This is a genomic window from Micromonospora sp. NPDC049139, assembly GCF_055586845.1.
The window spans coordinates 377,157-399,091 of record NZ_JBVJHK010000005.1 but is presented as its reverse complement, the minus strand read 5'-3'; the positions used below and the strand labels follow the sequence as shown (position 1 = coordinate 399,091).

At 73.7% G+C, this 21,935-nt stretch carries 19 protein-coding genes and 2 pseudogenes; 12 read left to right on the top strand and 9 right to left on the bottom strand.

From position 1 onward, the window contains the following. Positions 1 to 57: 57 nt before the first annotated feature. Entirely contained in the window at positions 58 to 924 is an 867-nt protein-coding gene (locus tag ACZ6Q9_RS13080; protein WP_357702378.1) for a L,D-transpeptidase family protein, read from the bottom strand. A 176-nt stretch (positions 925 to 1,100) separates the two neighbouring features. Here ACZ6Q9_RS13080 and ACZ6Q9_RS13075 point away from each other — a divergent pair, with 176 nt between their 5' ends. Continuing rightward, positions 1,101 to 2,780 (top strand): DNA repair helicase XPB, encoded by a 1,680-nt coding sequence (locus ACZ6Q9_RS13075; RefSeq protein WP_393257796.1) that lies wholly within the window; start codon positions 1,101 to 1,103, stop codon positions 2,778 to 2,780. Positions 2,781 to 3,803: 1,023 nt separating this feature from the next. Here ACZ6Q9_RS13075 and ACZ6Q9_RS13070 read toward each other — a convergent pair. From ACZ6Q9_RS13070 to ligD (ACZ6Q9_RS13060), 3 genes are all read right to left on the bottom strand, one after another. Beyond that, the gene (locus tag ACZ6Q9_RS13070) at positions 3,804 to 4,568 is read right to left on the bottom strand and encodes a TIGR03089 family protein (protein ID WP_393257790.1); all 765 of its coding nucleotides are present in this window, start codon (positions 4,566 to 4,568) and stop codon (positions 3,804 to 3,806) included. A 93-nt stretch (positions 4,569 to 4,661) separates the two neighbouring features. After that, positions 4,662 to 5,573, bottom strand: a complete 912-nt coding sequence (gene ligD / locus ACZ6Q9_RS13065; RefSeq protein WP_393453335.1) for a non-homologous end-joining DNA ligase — start codon at positions 5,571 to 5,573, stop codon at positions 4,662 to 4,664. Next, complete coding sequence (ligD, locus tag ACZ6Q9_RS13060; protein ID WP_393453338.1) at positions 5,563 to 6,504, bottom strand: non-homologous end-joining DNA ligase; 942 nt, start codon at positions 6,502 to 6,504, stop codon at positions 5,563 to 5,565. Before ligD (ACZ6Q9_RS13060) ends, ligD (ACZ6Q9_RS13065) begins: the two co-directional genes overlap by 11 nt. 85 nt (positions 6,505 to 6,589) lie before the next feature. On the opposite strand from ligD (ACZ6Q9_RS13060), the gene ku reads away from it, so the two are divergent. From ku to ACZ6Q9_RS13030, 6 genes are all read left to right on the top strand, one after another. Then, the gene (gene ku / locus ACZ6Q9_RS13055; RefSeq protein ID WP_396828468.1) at positions 6,590 to 7,606 is read left to right on the top strand and encodes a non-homologous end joining protein Ku; all 1,017 of its coding nucleotides are present in this window, start codon (positions 6,590 to 6,592) and stop codon (positions 7,604 to 7,606) included. Positions 7,607 to 7,783: 177 nt separating this feature from the next. Further along, entirely contained in the window at positions 7,784 to 8,176 is a 393-nt protein-coding gene (locus ACZ6Q9_RS13050) for a MerR family transcriptional regulator (RefSeq protein ID WP_350701749.1), read from the top strand. Beyond that, a complete protein-coding gene (trxA, locus tag ACZ6Q9_RS13045) occupies positions 8,146 to 8,493 on the top strand; it encodes a thioredoxin (protein ID WP_396828470.1) in 348 nt (115 codons plus the stop codon). The genes ACZ6Q9_RS13050 and trxA overlap by 31 nt, the downstream gene beginning before the upstream one ends. A gap of 156 nt (positions 8,494 to 8,649) precedes the next feature. Next, on the top strand, positions 8,650 to 9,330 hold the full coding sequence (locus tag ACZ6Q9_RS13040; protein WP_393257775.1) for an FKBP-type peptidyl-prolyl cis-trans isomerase: 681 nt from the start codon (positions 8,650 to 8,652) through the stop codon (positions 9,328 to 9,330). 196 nt (positions 9,331 to 9,526) lie between these two features. After that, positions 9,527 to 10,351, top strand: a complete 825-nt coding sequence (locus tag ACZ6Q9_RS13035; protein ID WP_396828808.1) for an SCO6745 family protein — start codon at positions 9,527 to 9,529, stop codon at positions 10,349 to 10,351. Between the two features lie 113 nt (positions 10,352 to 10,464). Beyond that, a complete protein-coding gene (locus tag ACZ6Q9_RS13030; RefSeq protein ID WP_396828473.1) occupies positions 10,465 to 11,136 on the top strand; it encodes an HAD family hydrolase in 672 nt (223 codons plus the stop codon). A 4-nt stretch (positions 11,137 to 11,140) separates the two neighbouring features. On the opposite strand, the gene ACZ6Q9_RS13025 is transcribed toward ACZ6Q9_RS13030, so the two are convergent. Next, entirely contained in the window at positions 11,141 to 11,665 is a 525-nt protein-coding gene (locus ACZ6Q9_RS13025) for an SAM-dependent methyltransferase (RefSeq protein WP_396828475.1), read from the bottom strand. Positions 11,666 to 11,925: 260 nt separating this feature from the next. Between ACZ6Q9_RS13025 and ACZ6Q9_RS13020 the strand changes: the two genes are divergently transcribed. After that, a complete protein-coding gene (locus tag ACZ6Q9_RS13020) occupies positions 11,926 to 12,942 on the top strand; it encodes an NADPH:quinone reductase (RefSeq protein WP_393257769.1) in 1,017 nt (338 codons plus the stop codon). Positions 12,943 to 13,167: 225 nt separating this feature from the next. Here the strand turns inward: ACZ6Q9_RS13020 and ACZ6Q9_RS13015 are convergent, their stop codons facing one another. Continuing rightward, positions 13,168 to 14,802, bottom strand: a complete 1,635-nt coding sequence (locus tag ACZ6Q9_RS13015) for a fatty acid--CoA ligase (RefSeq protein WP_396828810.1) — start codon at positions 14,800 to 14,802, stop codon at positions 13,168 to 13,170. A 98-nt stretch (positions 14,803 to 14,900) separates the two neighbouring features. Between ACZ6Q9_RS13015 and ACZ6Q9_RS13010 the strand changes: the two genes are divergently transcribed. After that, positions 14,901 to 15,392: an NUDIX domain-containing protein gene (locus ACZ6Q9_RS13010; protein WP_393453356.1), complete on the top strand. Its 492-nt coding sequence runs from the start codon at positions 14,901 to 14,903 to the stop codon at positions 15,390 to 15,392. Between the two features lie 95 nt (positions 15,393 to 15,487). On the opposite strand, the gene ACZ6Q9_RS13005 is transcribed toward ACZ6Q9_RS13010, so the two are convergent. Then, complete coding sequence (locus tag ACZ6Q9_RS13005) at positions 15,488 to 17,155, bottom strand: MDR family MFS transporter (protein WP_396828477.1); 1,668 nt, start codon at positions 17,153 to 17,155, stop codon at positions 15,488 to 15,490. Between the two features lie 122 nt (positions 17,156 to 17,277). Further along, on the bottom strand, positions 17,278 to 17,838 hold the full coding sequence (locus ACZ6Q9_RS13000) for a type 1 glutamine amidotransferase domain-containing protein (protein ID WP_393257761.1): 561 nt from the start codon (positions 17,836 to 17,838) through the stop codon (positions 17,278 to 17,280). A gap of 117 nt (positions 17,839 to 17,955) precedes the next feature. On the opposite strand from ACZ6Q9_RS13000, the pseudogene ACZ6Q9_RS12995 reads away from it, so the two are divergent. From ACZ6Q9_RS12995 to ACZ6Q9_RS12985, 3 genes and pseudogenes are all read left to right on the top strand, one after another. After that, positions 17,956 to 18,738 (top strand): annotated as a pseudogene (locus ACZ6Q9_RS12995) (PfkB family carbohydrate kinase); the annotation flags it as partial. A 315-nt stretch (positions 18,739 to 19,053) separates the two neighbouring features. Continuing rightward, positions 19,054 to 19,917, top strand: a pseudogene (gene rfaE2 / locus ACZ6Q9_RS12990) (D-glycero-beta-D-manno-heptose 1-phosphate adenylyltransferase); the annotation flags it as partial. Further along, a complete protein-coding gene (locus ACZ6Q9_RS12985; protein ID WP_396828480.1) occupies positions 19,914 to 20,792 on the top strand; it encodes a glycosyltransferase family 2 protein in 879 nt (292 codons plus the stop codon). The pseudogene rfaE2 and the gene ACZ6Q9_RS12985, both read left to right, overlap by 4 nt. Before the next feature lie 21 nt (positions 20,793 to 20,813). Here the strand turns inward: ACZ6Q9_RS12985 and ACZ6Q9_RS12980 are convergent, their stop codons facing one another. Then, positions 20,814 to 21,935 carry a glycosyltransferase family 9 protein gene (locus ACZ6Q9_RS12980; RefSeq protein ID WP_396828482.1) on the bottom strand — a complete coding sequence of 374 codons (1,122 nt, stop codon included), beginning with the start codon at positions 21,933 to 21,935 and terminating at the stop codon, positions 20,814 to 20,816.

Below are 21,935 nucleotides of genomic sequence, written 5' to 3'. Positions count from 1 at the left end.
AAACCCCGATCGGACGACATGTGCGCCGCGGACGGGCCGGGACCCCGGGGCGGCGGCTCAGGTGCCGGGGCGCCGCCCGACCAGCACCACCCGGCTGCCGACCTTGCCCAGCTCCCAGTACCGGACCGCGTCGGCGTGCAGCAGGTTGACGCAGCCGTGCGAGCCGATCGCCTTGTTGTGCAGGTAGGTCGTGGTCTCGTGGAAGCCCATCCCCTGGGTGAAGTGCTGCCAGTACGGGAGCCAGACCTCGTACGGGTCGGACCACTCCTTGATGTTGCGATAGTTGATCTTGAAGGTGCCGGCCGGGGTGCGGTAGCCGGGCATCCCCGTCCGGGTGACCGTCGGCTTCACGAGCACCTTGCCGTTGCGCATCACCCAGGTCGTCTGCCGGGTCAGGTCGATGCAGAAGGTGGTGCCCGAGCCGGCCTTGCAGCGCGCCGTGTCGGTGGTGGCGAGCCGCTTCGCCACGTCGTGGGTGGTGGGCCCCGCGCGGCCGTGGGCGGGGCGGATGTCGTACCGCTTCTGGAACTTCTTGATCGCGGCGCAGTCGGCGGCGGACTGGCGGCCGTCCACGGTCAGCGTCCCGAAACCGCCCAGCCGGGCGAGGTACGCCTCCACCGCGCGCTGGTGCTCCCCCTGCGGGCAGCCGGCGGCCGACGGCGACGTGGTGGGCTTCGGCGCGGGCCGGGTCGGCCTCGGACGGTTCGGCGCGGGCTTCACCGCCGGCTTCGCCGTCGCCGTGCCGGCCCGCTGGTCCGGCCCGGGCGCACCGCTCGCCCCCGTTAGCTGCTCCGTGGCACCGACCGGGACGGGACCCCCGCCCCCACCTCCGTCGGCCCGCGGCTCGAACGCGCACGCACCGGCGCCGACCAGCGTGGCCACTGCCAGGGCGACGAGCCGGGTGGTGATCCGGACGTGTTTCATGGCGCCTCCCGTGACAGGTGTCCTATTGCTAGACGTTGCGAGTACCGCTCCGGTTGCGCCCCGTGTCCAGATTTTTCTGGCGTCACCCGGATACGTGCAAGACTGGTGGGTCGGCCCGGGGCGGGTCAGTCACCTCCCGGACAGCCGGCGACCCGAGGCGGAGGAGAGGCACTGGCGTGAGCGGTGGACCCCTGATCGTGCAGTCGGACAAGACCCTGCTGCTGGAGATCGACCACCCCGACGCGCAGGCGTGCCGGATGGCCATCGCGCCCTTCGCGGAGCTGGAGCGCTCCCCGGAACACGTGCACACCTACCGGCTGACCCCGCTCGGGTTGTGGAACGCGCGCGCCGCCGGGCACGACGCCGAGGCCGTGGTGGACGCGCTGATCAAGTACTCGCGGTACCCGGTGCCGCACGCGCTGCTGGTCGACGTGGCCGAGACGATGGACCGGTACGGCCGGCTCCAGCTCGCCAACGACCCGGCGCACGGGCTGGTGCTGCGGGCCCTGGACCGGGTGGTGCTGATCGAGGTCGCCAAGAGCAAGAAGCTCGCCGGGATGCTCGGCGCGAAGATCGACGACGACACGATCGCGGTGCACCCGTCCGAGCGGGGCCGGCTCAAGCAGGCGCTGCTCAAGCTGGGCTGGCCGGCAGAGGACCTGGCCGGCTACGTCGACGGCGAGGCGCACCCGATCGAGCTGGCCGAGGCCGGCAAGGACGGCGGCAAGCCGTGGACGCTGCGGTCGTACCAGCGGGAGGCCGTGGAGGCGTTCTGGGCCGGCGGGTCGGGCGTGGTGGTGCTCCCCTGCGGCGCGGGCAAGACGCTGGTCGGGGCGGCGGCGATGGCCGAGGCGAAGGCCACCACGCTGATCCTGGTCACCAACACGGTCGCCGGGCGGCAGTGGAAGCGCGAGCTGATCGCCCGCACCTCCCTGACGGAGGAGGAGATCGGGGAATACTCGGGCGAGCGCAAGGAGATCCGCCCGGTCACCATCGCCACGTACCAGGTGCTCACCTCGCGGCGCGGCGGCGCGTTCACCCACCTGGACCTGTTCGGGGCGCGCGACTGGGGCCTGGTCGTCTACGACGAGGTGCACCTGCTGCCCGCGCCGATCTTCCGGTTCACCGCGGACCTCCAGGCCCGCCGCCGGCTGGGGCTGACGGCGACGCTGGTCCGCGAGGACGGCCGGGAGGGCGACGTGTTCAGCCTGATCGGCCCGAAGCGGTACGACGCGCCGTGGAAGGACATCGAGTCGCAGGGCTGGATCGCCCCGGCCCAGTGCACCGAGGTACGCGTGACGCTCACCGACGCGGAACGCATGTCGTACGCGACGGCGGAGGCCGAGGAGCGCTACCGGATGGCGGCGACCGCCCGCACGAAGCTGCCCGTGGTCAAGGCGCTGGTGGATCGGCACCCGGGCGAGCAGACGCTGGTGATCGGCGGCTACATCGAGCAGCTGCACCAGCTCGGCGAATACCTCGACGCGCCGATCGTGCAGGGCTCGACCACCAACAAGGAACGGGAGCGGCTCTTCGACGCGTTCCGCTCCGGGGAGATCCGCACCCTCGTCATCTCGAAGGTCGGCAACTTCTCCATCGACCTGCCCGAGGCGGCGGTGGCGATCCAGGTCTCCGGCACGTTCGGCTCCCGTCAGGAGGAGGCGCAGCGGCTCGGGCGGGTGCTGCGGCCCAAGGCCGACGGCCGGCAGGCGCACTTCTACACGGTCGTCTCCCGGGACACCATCGACACCGAGTACGCCGCCCACCGCCAGCGCTTCCTGGCGGAGCAGGGGTACGCGTACACGATCGTCGACGCCGACGACGTCCTCGGCCCGAAACTCCCGACGATCGACTGACTCCCGTCACCTGTCGAGCCGTCGGGAGACCTCGCGGGGAGCACAGGTCCCTCCGGTCGACGTGGTGGACCTGGACCCCGGCTCAGCGGTGTGGCCCGACGCTGACGAATGACTGATCTCTGCCCGGGTACGCGGGCTGCGATACCGGCGACGGATTCGGGCCCGTGGCCCCGCACCGCCACCACGCTGGGCCACGACCCGGCGCGATTCGCGATGGCCGATCCGACATACGCGAGAAGAGGCATGCGATGAGGGACAGGATCCTCCAAGCTCTGAAGAGGCAGACAAAGTCAATCATGGTGCGCCGTAGGCGCAGGGATTCCATGATCAGCAAGCGGGGCCGCTCCAGAAGGCCCGGCAGGCTCTTCCAATAAGCGCGCATACGAAAGGGGTTGACGAGCCGCTACCGCGGCCCGTCAACCCACACGCGTCATCAAGGCCCGCCCGGGTGCTGGCCCGGCTCAGCGCCCGCGTCGAGCCGGGCGGCGTCACCGTCTCGGCCGAGGACCAGCAGGGCGTACGCCACTGGGTCTTCTGCGACCGGCCACTTGCCCGGCGACGCGCGGTGCACCCTGCCGACCAACCACACCGCGCCCTGCTCCCGCCGCCCCTGACGAACCCGCAACCAACCCGAGTAAGAGACGACCCGCCGTCCATCCGCGACCCGGCCCACTCCGACCGCGCGTTGCTCCGGCCAAATCTTGGACAGTTTCCGTTCCCTGGGAACGACAACTGTCCAAGATTGCCAAGCCGGCGGGGGCAGGGGCGGCGCAGCGGCGCCGATGTGGTCCCGACCGCTGAGCACGCGCGGGGCGGGCGGCGGGGCGTTGGGGGCCGACGGGCGAGCCGGCGCGGACGGGCCCGTGCTCGGGGCTGCCGGGTGGCTACGGCCGGCGGACCCGGTAGTAGAGGCGGGGACGTCGCCGTTCTCGTACCAGCGGAAGAGCAGGTCGAAGCCGCTCTCGCCCGGACCGGAGACGTAGCCGTCCAGCGACATGCTCGCCTCGGTGTAGACCCCGGCCATCAGAGCACCCGGGTGATCTGCTCGGCGGCGATCCGGGCTTCCAGGGTCGCCGGGTCGAGGTTGGCGCAGAGCACCACCGACGCGCCGACGGACAGCGGTGCCAGCAGCCAGTACACCGGCTGCTCGTGCTCGGCGACGTCGACCAGCAGCCGGTCGCCGGCCCGCAGGTCGAGCCGCTCGGCCACGGCCCGCGCGACGCTGCCCCACTGGCGGTAGCTCGTGCCGTCCGGGCTGGCCGCGTCGGCGCTGGTCAACGGGGCGGACGCGGGCAGCGCGTCGGTGTGCCGGGCCACCTCGGCGAGCCAGTCCAGGTAGCCCAGGGGCACCTCGGCCAACGGGGTGGACCCGAGCCCGAGGACGTAGCGGTGCCGGCCCTCGGGCACGTCCTCCAGCCAGTCGTCCAGCCGCTTCGCGCTGACGAAGACCGCGTCGAACGGCTCGTTGTCGCCCGGCCCGAGCTGCGGCAGCCCGGCGGTCGCCCGGGGGCGGAACGACACCGCCACCCCGGCCGACCAGGCGCCCAGCAGCACGGCGGCGGTCTGCCAGTGGGCCGGGAGCAGCACCGCGGCCCGGTCGCCGACGCCCAGCCCACAGCCCTCGCGCAGCAGCCCGGCGGCCCGCGCCGCCCAGCCGCCCAGCTCCGTGGCGGTCAGGTCGACCCGCTCACCGGTCGCGTCGTCGAGATACGTCAGCAGCGGCCGGTCCATCTCGGTGGGCCGGTCACCGGTCGGCGACTCCCGGACGAGGGCATCGGTCAGGATCATCACGCACTCCTCGGGCAGGCTCAGGCCACCCTACTCAACCAGCGTCGGACCGGCATTCCACTGACGCGCCGGCGAGGATCCACTGAGGACCCGTCACACCGGCAGCTCGGGGCCACCGTCGAGCAGCGGGGCGAGCAGGTCGCCGTCCTTCTCCACCCGCTTGAGCACTTCGCCCGCCACGTACGGCTTGGTGGCCGGCCGCTTCCCGGCCGCGCCTGCCTCGACCTCGTCCCAGGTCAGCGGGGTGGACACGGACGGCACCGACTGGGCCCGCAGCGAGTACGGCGACACGGTCGTCTTGGCCGCGTTGTTCTGGCTCCAGTCGATGAAGACCTTGCCGGGCCGCAGGTTCTTCGCCATCTTCGACACGACCAGTTTCGGGTGCGCCCGTTCCAGTTCCTGGGCGATCCGCTTGGCGTAGGCGGACACGTCCTCGGCGTCCTGCGTGCCGGCGATCGGGCAGCAGAGCTGCATGCCCTTCTTCCCGGACGTCTTCGGGTAGCTGTCGATGCCGTCCTCGGCGAGCCGGTCCCGCATCAGCAACGCCACCTGGCAGCACTGGCGCAGCGCCGCCGGCGGCCCCGGATCCAGGTCGACCACCATCATGTCCGGGTGCTCACCGATCTTCCACTGTGGGGTGTGCAGCTCCAGCGCGGCGAGGTTGGCCAGCCAGACCAGGGTGGGCAGGTCGTCGGCGACCACGTAGTCGATGGTCTCCCGGCCTTTGCTCGACCCGGGCGCGGGCAGCGTCTCGGTGCGTACCCAGCGGGGGGTTGCGGCCGGGGCGTTCTTCTCGAAGAACGAGCCGCCGGTGACCCCGTTGGGGAAGCGGATCCGGGTCAGCGCCCGGCCTTGCAGGTGCGGCAGGAGCACCGGGGCGATGCGGGTGTAGTAGTCGATCACCTCGCCCTTGGTGAACCCCGCGTCGGGATAGAGCACCTTGTCCAGGTTGGACACCTCCAGCGAGCGCCCCTCGACGTCCACCTTCAACCGCTCACCCGGCATCGTCGACCTCCTCGGCGGGCTTGTCCGGTCGCAGCCGGAGCACCCGGGGGAACCGCAACCGCCCGTCCGGGGTGCGCTGGCCGTACTTCACCTCCACCACGACCCTCGGTGTTACCCAGATCGCGCCCCGCGCATCCTCGCGCGGCAGGGCGTCGGCGAACGGCGACCCGCCGGTGCGCAGCGGCTCCAGCTCACGGAGCAGTTCCCGCTCGATGGCCGCGCCGATGCCGCCGCCGACCCGCCCCCGGTAGGTGAGCCGCCCGTCCGGGCGCGGCACCCCGACCAGCAGGCCGCCGATCTTCCGCGCCCCGGGCCGCCAGCCGCCGACCACGAAGTCGCCGGTCACCTCCAGCTTGACCTTCACCCAGTCCGGCGAGCGCACCCCCGGGCGGTAGACCGAGTCGACCCGCTTGGCCATCACCCCCTCCAGGCCGTGCTCGCCCGCCGCCTCGTAGGTGGCCAGGCCGTCGGGGAAGACCGGCGACACCGCCCACCGGGCGCCGCCGAGCGCCAGGCCGTCCAGGGCCTCCCGCCGGCGGGCGTACGACCAGCCGGTCAGGTCCTCGCCGTCGAGCCGGAGCAGGTCGAAGATCATGTACGTCACCGGGATGCTCGCCGCCAGCCGGGCGGCCTTGTTCCGGTCGCGGACGTGCATCCGCTCCGCCAGGGCGGTGAACGAGGGCTGGCCGTGCTCGCCGAGCAGCACCACCTCGCCGTCGAGCAGCGCGTCGCCCACCTGCTTCTGGAGGGTGGCCAGCTCGGGGTACGCGACGGTGATCTCGACGCCGGAGCGGGCGTACAGGTGCTGCCGGCCGCCGGAGATGTCGGCGAGCGCGCGCACGCCGTCCCACTTGAACTCGTACGCCCAGCCGGCACCCGCCGGGAGCTGCCCGGTCATCGCGAGCATCGGCTTGAGCGGCGCGCCGGGCACCCCATGACTGTACTTGCGCACGGAAGCGCTCGCGTGGCCTTCGATCTTTTGGGATCCTGGACAGTACCGGCGAGAGGAGCACGGGATGCGGGCCATCTGGAAGGGAGCGGTCTCGTTCGGGCTGGTCTCCATCGGCGTGCGGGTCTACTCGGCCACCGAGGAGAAGGACATCCGCTTCCACCAGGTGCACCGGGAGGACGGCGGCCGGATCCGCTACAAGCGCACCTGTCAGGTCTGCGGCGAGGAGGTCACCTACGACGACATCGCCAAGGGCTACGACATCGGCGGCGGCGAGATGGTGATCCTGACCGACGAGGACTTCGCCGACCTGCCGCTCTCCACCTCGCACGCGATCGACGTGCTGGAGTTCGTCCCCGCCGAGCAGGTCGACCCGATCCTCTACAACAAGGCCTATTTCCTGGAGCCCGAGGGCACCGCCACGAAGCCGTACGTGCTGCTGCGCGACGCGCTCGCCGACTCGGAGCGGGTGGCGATCGTCAAGGTGGCGCTGCGCCAGCGGGAGCAGCTCGCCACGCTCCGGGTCCGGGAGGGCGTGCTGCTGCTCAACACGATGCTCTGGCCGGACGAGATCCGTAGTCCCGACTTCGGCTTCCTGGACGAAGACCTGAAGGTCCGCCCGCCGGAGCTGGCCATGGCCAGCTCACTGATCGACTCGATGGCCGGCGAGTTCGAGCCGGACGCCTTCACCGACGACTACCGGGCGGCCCTCCAGGAGGTCATCGACGCGAAGGTGGAGGGTCGCGAGGTGGTCCAGCCGGAGGAGGTCGAGGAGGCCCCGGCCGCGGCGGTGGACCTGATGGCGGCGCTGAAGGCGTCCGTGGAACGGGCCAAGGCCGCCCGGGGCGAGGCGCCGGCCGGCGGTGGCGGCGAGCCGACCCCGATCTCGGCGGCCCGCTCCGCCCAGAAAAAGGCCGCCGAGAAGAAGGCCGCCAAGGCGCCGGCCAAGAAGGCCGCCGAGAAGAAGGCGGCGCCCAAGAAGACGGCCGCGAAGAAGGCCGCCCCGAAAGAGGCCGCCGAGGGCGAGAAGAAGCCCGCGACGAAGAAGGCGGCCCCGAAGAAGGCGGCCCGCAAGACCGCCTGACCCGCGCCGGTTCGCACCCGTACCGCCCCGCGCGAGCTGATCTCGCGCTCGCCAATTCGTTAGCAGGGGGCCCTTCCTCTACCGGAAACGTTAATAAGGTGCCCTTCCTTACAGCCGAGGTTGCCTTGACGCCGGTGGCAAGGTCTAGCGTCGGTCGCGTCGGACGAGGGAGGTCGGATGCTGATCGGTGAGCTGGCGGAACGCGCCGGCACGAGCACCCGGGCCCTGCGCTACTACGAGACGCACGGCCTGGTCCGGGCGGCCCGCTCGGCCAACGGCTACCGCGTCTACGACGAGGCGGAGCTGCACGTCGTACGCGAGATCCGGGCCCTGCTCGCGGTGGGCTTCGGGCTCGACGACATCCGCCCGTTCGTCGCCTGCCTCCGGGCCGGCAACGCCTCCGGTCACGTCTGCCCGGACTCCGTCGCGGTGCTGCGGCGGAAGCTGGCCGAGGTCGACGCCGGCATCGACCGACTGCACGCGGTCCGGCAGGAGCTGCGGGACCAGCTCGCCCACGCCATCGCCCACCGGGAGGAAACATGCTCGAGACTGCGCCGGACGGCTCGCTGACCGCCGTCACCGACGACACCTTCGCCGCCGTGGTGCTCGCCGCCGACCGGCCGGTGGTGGTCGACTTCTGGGCCGACTGGTGCCCGCCGTGCCGGGCGATCTCCCGCAGCCTCGCCGAGCTGGCCGGGGAGTTCGCCGGGCGGATGGTCTTCGCCACGATCGACACCGACGCGAACCCGGACACCACGCGCACGTACGGCGTGTTGTCCCTGCCCACCCTCCTGGTCTTCCGCCGGGGCGAGGTGGTCGGCTCGATCGTCGGGGCGCGGCCGAAGCACCACTTGCGGCAGTCCCTGACCCGGCACCTGGCCGACTGAGCCCGCGCGCGTCGGCCGGCCGCCGCCCTGCCCCGGGCGTTCCTGCCGGTGCTGGTGGGGCGGGGGTGACCCGCGTGGTGGAAGCGGGACGGCCGAGGCGGCACGGTGGGCGTCGGGGCGGGTACCGTGTGCGTCGGCTTTCCCCCCGGCACTCCGATGCCGGCCACACCTTCGCAGCAGGGAGTCGACGCCGTGAGCGAGCGTACGCAGAACCGAGCCCAGAAGTCGGAGCGGCGGCTGGCCGCCCAGTTGGCGGCGCAGAAGGCGGCCGAGGCGAAGCGTCGCCGGCAGGCCTGGGCCGGCGGGCTCGCCGGCGTCGCCGTGGTCGCGGTGCTGATCACCGTCTTCGTGACGATCGGGCAGAACGACGACGACTCGAAGGAGCAGGCAGCGGGCACCCCGTCGGCGTCCGCCACCGCCCCGGCGGCCGACGCGCCCCCCGCCCCGCAGCTCCCGGCGGGTGCGGACCCGGCCCTGGGCAGCAAGCCGACGGTCGCCGCCGGCAAGGGCGAGCTGAAGAAGCTCACCGTGACCCCGCTGATCAAGGGCACCGGGCCGGCGGTTCAGAAGGGCCAGACGATCACCACGAACTACGTGGGCGTGTTCTACAAGGACGGCAAGGAGTTCGACTCGTCGTGGAGCGGCGGCCAGCCGGCCTCCTTCGCGATCGGCGTCGGCCAGGTCATCCCCGGCTGGGACCAGGGCCTGGTCGGGGTGACCGTCGGCAGCCGCGTGCAGCTCGACATCCCGGCCGAGCTGGCGTACGGCAACGACGCCTCCAGCGGGCGGCCGACCGGTCCGCTGCGCTTCGTCGTGGACGTGCTCGCGGCCCAGTGACCCGGGTGCCCGGCCCGGTTCGCCCGGGTTGTCGCCCCGGTGTGATGCAGTAGCCCACAAGGGGCTTCCGGCCCTTCACCCACCGGCAGTAGGTTCGGCGTCACCCCGGGCGGTCCGGCCGGCCGGGGTGACAACCGGACCGGACGCGGAGGTGCACGTGACGGCGCTGGACGACGCGGGGCGGACCGCCCGGGTGATGTGGACGCACTTCGAACCGGTCCACGCGGTCACCTACTTCCATCCCCGGGCCCGGGCCGCCTTCGAGGCGGTCGGGCTGCGCGGCTTCTGGCGCGGCTACTTCGCCGGCCGGGCGGCGCCGCTCGGGCCCGTCGACGCCGCGCCGGTGGTCGGGTCGTTCTTCAGCTTCGCCCCGCACACCGTGGCGCGGGCGCTGCCGGCGGTCTGGCGGCTCGCCACCCCGCAGGAGGCGCTGCGCGCCCGGCTCACCGGCGCGGTGCAGGCGCTGGCCGAGCTGACCTACGAGCTGCCCGAGTCGCACCTGGTCGAGGCGGCCGAGCTGCTGGAGGCGGCCGCCGCCGAGGTGGAGCCCGCCGGCCGGGTGCTCGGCGCGGCCAATGCCGCCCTGCCGCGCGGCGAATACCCGCTGGCCCGGCTGTGGCAGGCCGCCACGACGCTGCGGGAGCACCGGGGCGACGGGCACGTCGGGGCGCTGGTCGCGGCCGACCTCGACCCGGTGGAGACGCTCGCCTGGCGGGTCGCGGTCGGCATGTCGCCGCTGAACCTGACCGGGCGGGGCTGGGCCGAGGAGCAGTGGGTCGCCGCCCGTGCCCGGCTGGCCGAGCGGGGCTGGCTCACCGCCGAGGGCGAGGCGACCGCGCAGGGCCGGGCCCGGTTCCAGGCGATCGAGGACGCCACCGACGCCGCCGCCGCGCGGCCGTGGCGGGCGCTGGGCCGGGAGCGCACCGACCGGCTCCGGGAGCTGCTCGAACCGATCGCCCGCGCCGGCCACTCCGTCATCCCGGAGGGAAACCCGATCGGCCTGCCCACCCCGCAGAGCTGACCGCCGCCCGCCAGAGACGGCGGGGGTCCTGGCCCGCCCGGGGACGGCGCGGGTCGCCGTCCGGCGAGTCGGCCCGGTCGGCACCCGTCCGGGACGGCGCGGGTCGGTGCCCGATGGGGCAGGATGGGGCCGTGGCGGATGCGGTGATCTTCGACCTGGACGGCGTGATCGTGGATTCGGAGCCGGTCTGGGAGGAGGTGCGGCGGGCGTACGTGGCGGCGCACGGCGGGACCTGGCAGGCCGACACGCAGCGCCGGCTGATGGGCATGAGCACCGGCGAGTGGGCCCGGTACCTCAGCGGGGAACTGGGCGTCGACCGGAGCGCCGAGCAGGTCGCCACCGAGGTGGTCGAGGAGATGACCCGGCGGTACGCGGCGCGCGTACCGCTGATCGACGGGGCCGACGAGGTGGTGCGCCGGCTGGCCGGGCGGTGGCCGCTGGGGCTGGCCAGCTCGTCGCCGACCCGGCTGATCGCGGCGGCGCTGGCCGCGACGGGCCTGTCCGACGTGTTCGGCGCGACGCTGTCGACCGAGGAGACCGAGCGGGGCAAGCCGGCGCCGGACGTCTACCTGGCGGTCGCCGGGCGGCTGGGCGTCGACCCGGCCCGCTGCGTAGCCGTGGAGGACTCGTCCAACGGCGTCCGGTCAGCAGCCGCCGCCGGGATGACGGTGGTGGCGGTGCCGCACGGGTCGTACCCGCTGGACCCGGACGCCGAGCGGCTCGCGGCGGTGGTGCTGGGCGCGGTGGACGAACTGAGCCCCGACACGGTGGACCGGCTCGGGTAGCGGCTCAGGCCGGGCGGGCGACCACGCCCAGCAGCGGCGTCGGCCGGTCGACCCGGGCGATCTCCGCGACGGTCCAGCCCGCGGCGCCCATGCGGTCGGTGAGCCGGTCGACGAGCGGGGCCAGCCGGGCGGGGTGCGGCGGCTCGTAGACCAGGTGCAGCACGCCGTCGGGGGCCAGCAGGCCGGCGAGGCGGCGGAACTCGGCCGTGGGCGGCCGGGTCCAGAACAGGTTGACGTTGACCGCGAGAATCCGGTCGTAGCGTTCACCGGACGAGTCCAGGGTGGACAGGTCGGCGTGCCGGAAGACGGCCCGGCCGGCGGCGACCTGCGCGGCGTTGCGCTGGGCGGCGGCCCGCAGCGCGGTGGCGGACCGGTCGACCGCGACGACCCGGGCGACCGCCGGCACCGCGCAGATGAGCGCGACGGCCACGCCGTTGCCGCAGCCGATCTCCAGCACCCGGTGGCCGGCGCGCAGGTCGAGCCGGTCCACGGCCCAGCGCAGCCGCTCCGGCACCGGCCTGGTCGCCACCCGGTCAGCGTAGCCACGCCGGGCCCGTCAGACCCGCCCGACTCGGGCCCGACCTCGGCACGCGTCGCCGCGCGGTCCCGCAGCTCCCCGGTGCCGGCCGGTTCGGCGTCAGCCCCCAGCCCGTCCCGCATGACCACTCCCTCCCTCCGGTCACCCGGTTGCACGGTTTCCGGCCCCGCCGGGATCGGCATGAGCGCGGGTCCGCCGGGTACGGCAGCCGACGGCGCCCCGCGCCGGGGCCGCCGGGTGAGGAGACGGGGATGAAGGCGATCGTGTACGAGCGCACCGGCGACGCCTCGGTGCTGCAACTGGTCGACCGGCCGGTGCCGGAGCCGGGTCCCGGCGAGGTCCTGGTGCGGGTGGCGGTCTCCGGGGTGAACCCGACGGACTGGAAGTCGCGCCGGCAGGGGCCGCTGCCGGACGGCTGGCAGACGCCGGGGCAGGACGGCGCCGGGGTGATCGAGTCGGTCGGCGAGGGTGTCGACCGGGAGCTGACCGGCGAGCGGGTCTGGCTGTGGGAGGCCGCCTGGCAGCGTCCGTGGGGCACCGCAGCCGAGTACACGGTGGTGCCGGTCCGGCAGGCGGTGCCCCTCGGCGACGCCTCCTTCGACGTGGGAGCCTGCCTGGGCATCCCCTTCCTCACCGCGCACCGGTGCCTGACGGCCGGGGAGTACACGCCGGACCGGCTGCACGCCGGGTCGCTCAGCGACCACACGGTGCTCGTGCAGGGCGGGGCGGGGGCGGTGGGCAACGCGGCCATCCAGCTCGCGCGGTGGGCGGACGCCTGCGTGGTCGCCACGGTCAGCAGCCCCGAGAAGGCGCAGCTCGCGGCGGCGGCCGGCGCGTCCTTCGTGGTCAACTACCGCGAGCAGGACGTGGTCGAGGAGGTCCGCAAGATCGCGCCCGACGGGGTGCACACGATCGTCGAGGTCTCCGCGGCGCGCAACGCCGCGACCGACGTGCAACTGCTCGGGCGCGGCGGCGCGGTGTGCGTCTACGCCGACGACGGCGGGGACGAGGTGACTCTGCCGATCCGGCCGTCGATGGTGCCGAACGCGCGCTGGCAGTTCGTGCTCGTCTACACGGAGCCGAAGGCGGCCAAGGCCCAGGCGGTGGTGGACGTGGCCGCCGCGGCGGCGCAGGGCGGCATCCGGGTGGGCGAGGACGCGGGCCTGCCGCTGCACCACCACCCGCTCTCGGCGACCGCCGCCGCGCACCGGGCGGTGGAGAACTCGGTGGTCGGGAAGGTGCTCATCAGCACCAGCGCCGCAGGGTGACGGCCCGTCGGCCAGGATGGGATCAGCCGCCCGAAACCCCTCTGAGCTGGGCGAATTTCCCCATCGCCGGGACAGAGGCGAACAACTTTCGCAACAATGGTGGTGCGGGTCGCCCCGCAAGGAGCGGGCGGCCCCGGCGCGGTGCGAACGCCGGGGCCGCCCCTGGGGAGGGATGTCTCAGGAGTGCGTCCCTTACCCCAACAGGCGACGGTGCGCCTGAAAACGTTACGGGGCCGTCAGCTCCCGCACACTCAGCTCACCCTCGGCGTACCGCGAGCGGACCACCTTCTTGTCGAACTTGCCGACGCTGGTCTTCGGCACCGCGTCGATGACCGCCCAGCGCTCCGGCAACTGCCAGCGGGCCACCGACCCGGCCAGGAACTCCCGCAGCTCCTCCGGGCCGGCCGACGCCCCCTCGCGGAGGACGACGGTGGCCAGGGGCCGCTCCCCCCAGCGCTCGTCGGGCACCCCGACCACGCAGGCCTCCAGCACGGCCGGGTGGGCCATCAGCGCGTTCTCCAGTTCGACCGAGGAGATCCACTCGCCGCCGGACTTGATCACGTCCTTGGACCGGTCGGTGAGGGTGATGTAGCCGTCCGGCGAGAGGGTGCCGACGTCGCCGGTGCGCAGCCAGCCGTCGCGGAACTTCTCCTCGTCCGGGGTGTCGTCGCCGAGGTAGCGGGCGGTCACCCAGGGCCCCCGGACCTCCAGCTCGCCCACGGACGTGCCGTCGGCGGGCATCGGCTCGCCCAGCGGGCCGACGATCCGGGCCTCGACCCCGGCCGGCACCCGGCCCTGGGTGTAGCGGTAGCGCCAGGCGTCGTCGCCGGTCGCCCCGGCCGGCGGGCGGGCCACCGAACCGAGCGGCGACATCTCGGTCATCCCCCAGGCGTGCACGATGTCGATGCCGTGCCGATCGCCGAACGCGTGCATCAGCGCCGGTGGACAGGCCGACCCGCCGACGATCACCTCCTTCAGCGAGGAGGTGTCCACCTCGTGGCCGTCCAGGTGGGCCAGCAGGTCGTTCCAGATGGTCGGCACCGCCCCGGCCAGGGTGGGCCGCTCGGCGGCGATCATGTCGGCGATCGGCGCGGCCTGGAGGAACCGGTCCGGCATGATCACCGACGCACCGGAGATGAACGCCGCGTACGGCAGCCCCCAGGCCATGGCGTGGAACATCGGCACGATGACCAGCTCGCGGGTGGTCGGGCCGAGGCCGAACGACTCCGGCATGCAGACCTGCAGCGAGTGCAGGTATATCGACCGGTGCGAGTAGGCGACGCCCTTGGGGTTGCCGGTGGTCCCGGAGGTGTAGCAGAGGGCGGCGGCGGCGCGCTCGTCCACCTCCGGCCAGTCGTAGACGTCGGGCCGATCGGCCAGCAGCGCGTCCCAGTGGTGTACGGCGATCCGGTCGCCGGCCGCGGCCACCAGCGGGGTCGGGTCCCCGCCGCCGACCACCACCACGTGCCGCACCGTGGTCATCTCGCCGATCACCCGGGCGAGCAGCGGGATGAGCGTCGAGTCGACCAGCACCACCCGGTCCTCGGCGTGGTTGGCGATGTAGGCGACCTGCTCCGGGAAGAGCCGGATGTTGAGGGTGTGCAGCACGGCGCCCATGCTCGGCACCGCGAAGTAGGCCACGAGGTGCTCGTTGTTGTTCCACATGAAGGTGGCGACCCGCTCGTCGCCGGTGACCCCGCACTCGTCGCGCAGCGCGTGGGCCAGCCGGGCGGCCGTCCGCCCGACCTCGGCGTACGTCATGCGGCGCGGTTCGCCGCCGGTCCACGTGACGACCTCGGCCGTGCCGTGCACGGTCGAACCGTGGGTGAGGATCCGCGCGACCTGGAGGGGGGCGTCCATCATCGTGCTACGCATGGGTAACAAATTAGTGTCGCCGGTCACACCTTGGGAACCCTGGAAAACCCGTCCGCCCCCGGCCGGCCCCGTAAATTGTCCGGGTGAGCATCTCCTGGGCCGATTCGTACGTGGGCCAGTTGCGCGCCCTGGCCGGTGACCGGACGCTGATGTTCGTCGGGGCCCGCGCCGTGGTCCGCGACAACGCCGGGCGCGTCCTGCTGATCCAGCGCTCCGACAACCACCAGTGGGCCCTGCCGGCCGGGGCGATGGAGCTGGGCGAGTCGATCGCCGACTGCGCCGTCCGCGAGGTGCGCGAGGAGACCGGCCTGCGCGCCCTGCGGGTCAGCGCCTTCGCCCTCTACACCGGCCCGGACCGCACCCACACCAACATGTACGGCCACACGTACCAGATCTTCACGACCGCCTTCCGCGTCGAGGAGTGGGACGGCAACCTGGCCCGGGCCACCGACGAGACCGTCGACGCCGGCTTCTTCCACCGGGAGCAGTTCCCGGCCCCGCTCTCCACGAGCGTCCCCGAGACCCTCGCCGACCTCGACGTCTTCGAGCAGACCAACCGCCTGATCCTCAAGTGAGGTGTAAGGAAGGGCCCCTTCCTATCCAAAAACGATAGGAAGGGGCCCTTCCTTACACCTCAGGCCTGGGCCGGGCGCTGGTTCGCGCACCCGGGTCACAGCATGGTCTGGCTCTTCGCCTCCATCTCGGCGGCGGCCTCCTCCTTCGACTCCCGGGACAGCGGCTTGCCGCCCGGCGCCGGGGCCTCGCCACCGAGGCCGTCCGTGCCGCCCGTGGTGCCGCCGGGGCCCGCCCCGCGCAGCTTCTCGTTCGGCAGCGCGAGGGTGACCAGCACCGCCACGATCGCGATCAGCCCGGTGGTCAGGAAAACCAGGTGCAGCGACTCGACGAACGACACCTGGACGGCCGCGCGGACGGGGGCGGGCAGGGCCAGGATGGTGGCCGGGTCGTTGACCGAGACGTTCGCTCCGCCGCTCGCCGCCACCGCGGCCTGCTGCTGCGGCGACAACTGGGCGATCGCCCCCGGCAGCCGGTCGGCCAGCTCGGACGTGAGCCGCGACGACAGCACCGCACCGAGGATGGCGACGCCGAACGACCCGCCCAGCGACCGGAAGAACGTCGCCGACGAGGTGCCGGCGCCCAGGTCCCGCATCGAGACGGCGTTCTGCACGGCCAGGATCAGCGACTGCATGCAGAGGCCCAGCCCGACACCGATCACCACCATGAAGCCGAAGGCCGCCCAGAGCGAGGTGCCCACCTCCAGCCGGGTGAACAGCAGCATGCCGACCACCAGCACCGCCGCACCGGCAACGGGGAACCACTTGTACCGCCCGATCCGACTCATCGCCCGGCCGGTCAGCACCGAGGTGACGATGATGCCGGCCATCATCGGCAGCATCAGCAGGCCGCTGCGGGTCGGCGAGGCGCCCTTGACGATCTGGAGGTAGAGCGGGATGAAGATGATCGACCCGAACATCACCAGGCCGAGCACGAAGCCGGCGCTGTTGGCCAGGGCGAAGGTGGCGCTGCGGAACAGCCGCAGCGGCAGGATCGGCTCGGCCACCCGGGCCTCCTGGAGCACGAAGAGCACGCCGAGCACCACGCCCGCGACGAAGAGCCCGATGATCACGCCGGAGCCCCAGGCGTACTCGTTGCCGCCCCAGCTCAGCGCGAGCAGCAGGCAGCTCACCCCGGCGACCAGCAGCGCCGCGCCGAGCCAGTCGATCGCGTGGTCGCGCCGGGTGAACGGGATCAGCCGCATCACCCGGGAACAGACCACGATCGCCAGGATCGCCAGCGGCACGTTGACGTAGAAGATCCACCGCCAGTCGGTCTCGGCGAAGTAGCCGCCGACCAGCGGCCCGGCGACCGAGGAGAGACCGAAGACCGCCCCGAACAGCCCCTGGTAGCGACCGCGTTCCCGGGGCGTGACCACGTCCGAGATGATGGTGAACGCCAGCGTCATCAGGCCGCCGGCGCCGAGACCCTGGATCCCGCGGGTGACGATGAGCTGGGTCATGTCCTGCGACAGGCCGGCCAGCAGCGAGCCGAGCAGGAACGTGCCGATGGAGAAGAGGAACACCGGGCGACGCCCGTACAGGTCGGCCATCTTGCCGTAGAGCGGCGTCGAGGCGGTGGAGGCGAGCAGGTACGCGGTGACCACCCACGAGTAGTGGTTGATCCCGCCCAGCTCGCCGACGATCGTCGGCAGGGCGGTGCCGACGATCGTCTGGTCGAGCGCGGCCAGCAGCATGCCGGTCATCAGGCCGAACATGAGCAGCCGGATCTGCCGCCTGTTGAGCACCGGGGCTTCCGTGGTCATCCCAGGTCCTTTCCCCGCCCACCCGAAACATGCGTGCCGGCTGGTGGCCGGCCGGGTCGACCGTGCGGTGGGCCGGCGGTGCCGGCCGTCGGCCCGCCGACCGCCACACGGTCGACGAGGGGTCACCGGGACGGGTGCGGCCCCTCGGCGAACTCCTCGACGATCTTCGCGCAGAAGGCCGGCAGGTCGCCGGGCTTTCGGCTGCTGACCAGCCCGCCGTCCGTGACGACCTGCTCGTCGACCCAGGTCGCGCCCGCGTTGGTCAGGTCGGTGCGCAGGCTCGGCCAGGAGGTCATCCGGCGGCCCCGCACCACGTCCGCCTCGATCAGCGTCCACGGGCCGTGGCAGATCACCCCGACCGGTTTGCCGGCGTCGAAGAACCCCCTGACGAAGCGCACCGCGTCCGGGTCGGTCCGCAGGAAGTCCGGGTTCGCCACCCCGCCGGGCAACACCAGCGCGTCGTAGCCGCCCGCGTCCGCGTCGGCCACGGTCACGTCCACGTCGTACGCGGTGGACTGGTCCAGGTGGTCGAAGGACCGGATCGTGCCGGGCCTGAGCGAGACCAGCACCGCCGTGGCGCCGGCCCGCTCCACCGCCTCGCGGGGCTGGACGTACTCGACCTCCTCCACGCCGTCGGCGGCCAGGAACGCGATTCGCCTGCCCTGAAGTGTCGTCGCTGTCATGTCGGTGTCCTCTCCTCTCCGGGGTACCGTCCGTCCCTTCCCGGGGCCCGGTGCCCGAAACCCGCGCCCAGGGGGTGCGCAGGTTTGACGGGGGTGCCGAGGGGGACCCCGGGAGGCATGGCAGCAGCAGCGGAACAGCGCCGGCTCGCCACCGTGGTGGAGGGCTGGCTGGGGCGTCCGGTCCTGGTCATCGGCGACGCCATGCTCGACGACTGGCGGTTCGCCGAGTCCGACCGGCTCTGCCGGGAGGCGCCCGCCCCCGTCCTCACCCTGCGCCGGCGGATCTCGGCGGCCGGCGGGGCGGCGAACACCGCGGTGAACGTCGCCGCGCTCGGGGGCCGGGCGGTGCTGGTCGCACCGGTCGGCGCGGACGTCGCCGGGGACGAGTTGCACGACTGTCTGGACCGGGCCGGCGTCTGGGACCGTACGGTCAACCAGCCCGGCCGCCCGACGCCGGTGAAGCGGCGCATGCTGGCCGGCAACCAGATCCTGCTGCGCGAGGACTCCGGCGACCCGGACGACGCGCTCGACGACGACGGGGTGGCCCGGCTGCTCACGGCACTGGACTGCGCCACCGAGGAGCTGCGCGCCGCCGCCGGTGGCGAGGCGCCCACCCTGGTGGTCTGCGACTACGGCCTGGGGGCGCTGCCCGCTCCGGTGCGCGCCTGGCTGGTCGCCCACCGGGAGCGGTACGCGACGGTCGCCCTGGACGCCCACGACCTGGCCGACTGGCGGGGCCTCGCCCCGACCGTGGTGACCCCGAGCTTCGCCGAGGCGACCCGGCTGCTCGCCCGGGCCGCCGGCACGCGGCCGGCCCACGCGACCGAGCTGCACCTGGACCACCCCGACGGCGATCCGGCCGACGGCCCCTCCGAGCTCACGGTGGGCGCCGCGCCGGGCGGCCTCGGGCCGCTCCACGGCACCCGCCACCCCGACGCGACGGGCCTGACCGGGAACGCCGGTGGCCTGCCCGGGGCCCACCCGGCCGGAGACGCCGGCGGCGTGGCCGGGACCCACCTGACCGGAAACGCCGGCGTGGCCGGGACCGGCCCGGCCGGCGGCGGAACGGGACCGACCGGGCACGGGGCGGGCCCCGTCCGCGCCGGTGTCGGGCCGACCGGCGAGCCGACGCCCGGCGAGGGCCGGGTGGCGATGACCGGGGACGGGCTCACCGTGACCGGGACCGGCGTCACCGTCAACGCCACGGCCGGCGAGGGCGTCGACCGGGCGGTGCTGGCCGAGTCCCGTCTCGCCGAGCTGCGCGCACACACCGGCGCCGACGTGGTGGCGGTGACCCTGGACACGGAGGGGGCGGTGGTCGGCGGGGCCGACGGCGAGCCCCGGCGCAGCCACAGCACCCCGGTGCCCGCCAGCCACGCGGTCGGGGCGGGGGACGCGTACCTGGCGGCGATGACGCTGGCGCTGGCCGCCGACGCGCCGCTGCCGACCGCCGCCCAACTGGCCCAGCTCGCCGCGACCATCACCGTCTCCGACACCGGCACCTGCGTGTGCCGCCGGGAGGACCTGCTCGCGGCCCTGGACGTGCCGGTCGACGGGGCGGGCCACCGGTCGCTGGTCGGGGCCGACGAACTGGCCGCGCTCGCCGCGGAGCACCGCCGGGCGGGTCGCTCGATCGTCTTCACCAACGGCTGCTTCGACGTGCTGCACCGCGGCCACGTGCGCTACCTGGAACAGGCCCGGGCGCTCGGTGACCTGCTGGTGGTGGCGGTCAATTCCGACGGCAGCGTACGCCGGCTCAAGGGCCCGGACCGGCCGGTGAACCCGGTCGAGGACCGGATCGCGCTGTTGGCCGCGCTGGCCTGCGTCGACCACGTGGTGGTCTTCGAGGAGGACTCCCCGGCAGGTCTCATCGAGACCGTCCGCCCCGACGTGTACGTCAAGGGCGGCGACTACCCGCCGGAGATGGTGCCGGAGGGCCCGCTGGTCCGCCGGCTCGGCGGGCAGGTCCGCACCCTCGGGTACGTGCCGGACCGGTCCACCTCGGCGATCATCGACCGGATCCGGTCGCACAGCCAGGAACCCCAGGGGGACTCCTCCCTGACGAGCAAGCCGTCGTGAGCCGCCCGCTCGACCTCGGCACGGCCGAGCGGTTCCGCGCCGAGCGGCTGCTCGACGTGCTGATCCCGACCCGCAACCGCCCGGCCGAGCTGGCGGTCACGCTCTCCGGGCTGGCCGCCCAGGAGGGCGTGCCCGGCTTCGGGGTGGTGGTCAGCGACCAGTCCGACGGCGACGCCGCGTACCGGCATCCGGCGTCGGCCACCATGGTCCGGGCGCTGCGCCACCGGGGGCACCCGGTGCTGCTGACCCGCCGGCTGCCCCGGCGCGGGCTGGCCGAGCACCGGGCCTACCTGCTGGCCGCCTCCGCCGCCCGGTACGTGCTCTGCCTCGACGACGACGTCTGGCTGGAACCGGGCACCCTGGGCCGGCTGGTCACCGCCATCGAGGAGCTGGGCTGCGGCTTCGTCGGCAACGCCGTGCACGGGCTGTCGTACGCCGACGACGTCCGGCCGGACACGCACCGGCACTACGAGGAGTGGACCGGGCGGCCCACGCCGGAACGGATCCGACCGGGCACCCCCGAGTGGGACCGGGCGTCGATCCACTCGGCGGCGAACCTGCTGCACGTCACGCGGAAGCTCGACCTGCCGCCGGGGGCCTGGCGGGCGTACAAGGTGTCCTGGGTCGGGGGCTGCGTGCTCTACGACCGGGCCAAGCTCCTCGATTCCGGCGGGTTCGACTTCTGGCGGCGGGTGCAGGAGAAGCACCAGGGCGAGGACGTCGCCGCCCAGCTCGCCGTGTTGGCGCGCCACGGGGGTGCCGGCGTCCTGCCCAGCGGCGCGTACCACCTGGAGTCGCCGACCACCGTCACGGACCGGGACGTGGAGGCGTGGGAGGTCGTGCTCGCCGAGGAGGACGCGGCCCAGCCGGCCTGAACCCGCGACCGGCGGCCGTGCTCAGGGCGCGCCGGGCTCGGGGTGCAGCAGCTCGCGGGCCGCCTCCACCACCTCCACCACCGGCACGTCGGTGACGAACGAATCCCGGTGCGGGCACTCGCCGTCGCCGGGGCGGTGCGGGTAGATGCCGGGGGTGCAGTCCACTCCGCAGACCGGGCAGAGCACCGTCCACGAGGCGATCGGCCGGTGCCGGCCGCGCAGCAGGTTCGCCACGTTGATCAGGTTGCCGACCCAGTAGATGCCGACGGTCGCGGTGCCCACGGCGGCGGCGAGGTGCAGCGGCCCGGTGTCGTTGGAGATCACCAGTTCGCAGCCGGCGTAACAGCCCGCCAGCCCGCCGAGGCTGAGCGTGCCCACCTGCGGGCGGACCGGCACCCCGGCCGCCGCGACCACCCGGTCGACCACCTCCTGCTCCGCGGGGGTGCCGGTGACCAGCACCTCGTACCCGTCGCCGACCAGGTCGCGGGCGACCCCGGCGAAGCGTTCGGCGGGCCAGCGCCGGCGGGTGTCCGTCGCGCCGGGGTGCAGCGCGACCCTGGGCCGCTGCGCTGGGCCGAGCACCTCGGCCGCTTCGGCCCGGTCGGCGTCGGTGACGGCCAGCGCCGGGACGACCGTGGTGGCCGGCGCGCCCACCAGCGCGGCCACCTCCAGGTAGCGGACCACCTCGTGCTGGTAGTAGACGTACCGGATCCAGCGGTCCAGCGGCGGCGCGTCCTCGGCGCGCAGCCCGGCGGTGACCCGGGCGCCGAGCGCGCCGACGAACGGGTTGGAGTTGGCGCCCCCGCCGTGCACCTGCAGCGCCAGGTCGAAGCGCTCCTTGCGCGCCGTGGCGAGGAAGCCGTCCGTCGACGACTCCGGCTCGTCCGGCTCGGGGTGGCGGATCCCGGGCGCGGGCGGCACCACCAGGACCCGGTCCACCGGGCCGGGCCGGTCGCGCCAGAGTTTCGCGTGCCACGGCGCGCCGAGCAGCACGATCTCCGCTTCCGGGTACGCGGCGCGCAGCGCGTCCAGCGCCGGCAGGACGAAGATGAAGTCGCCGAGCGCGTTGGCGCGCAGCACGGCGATCCGCTCGACGTCGGGCACGCGCCCGGCGACCGGGCCGAGCACGTCCGGGGTGACCAC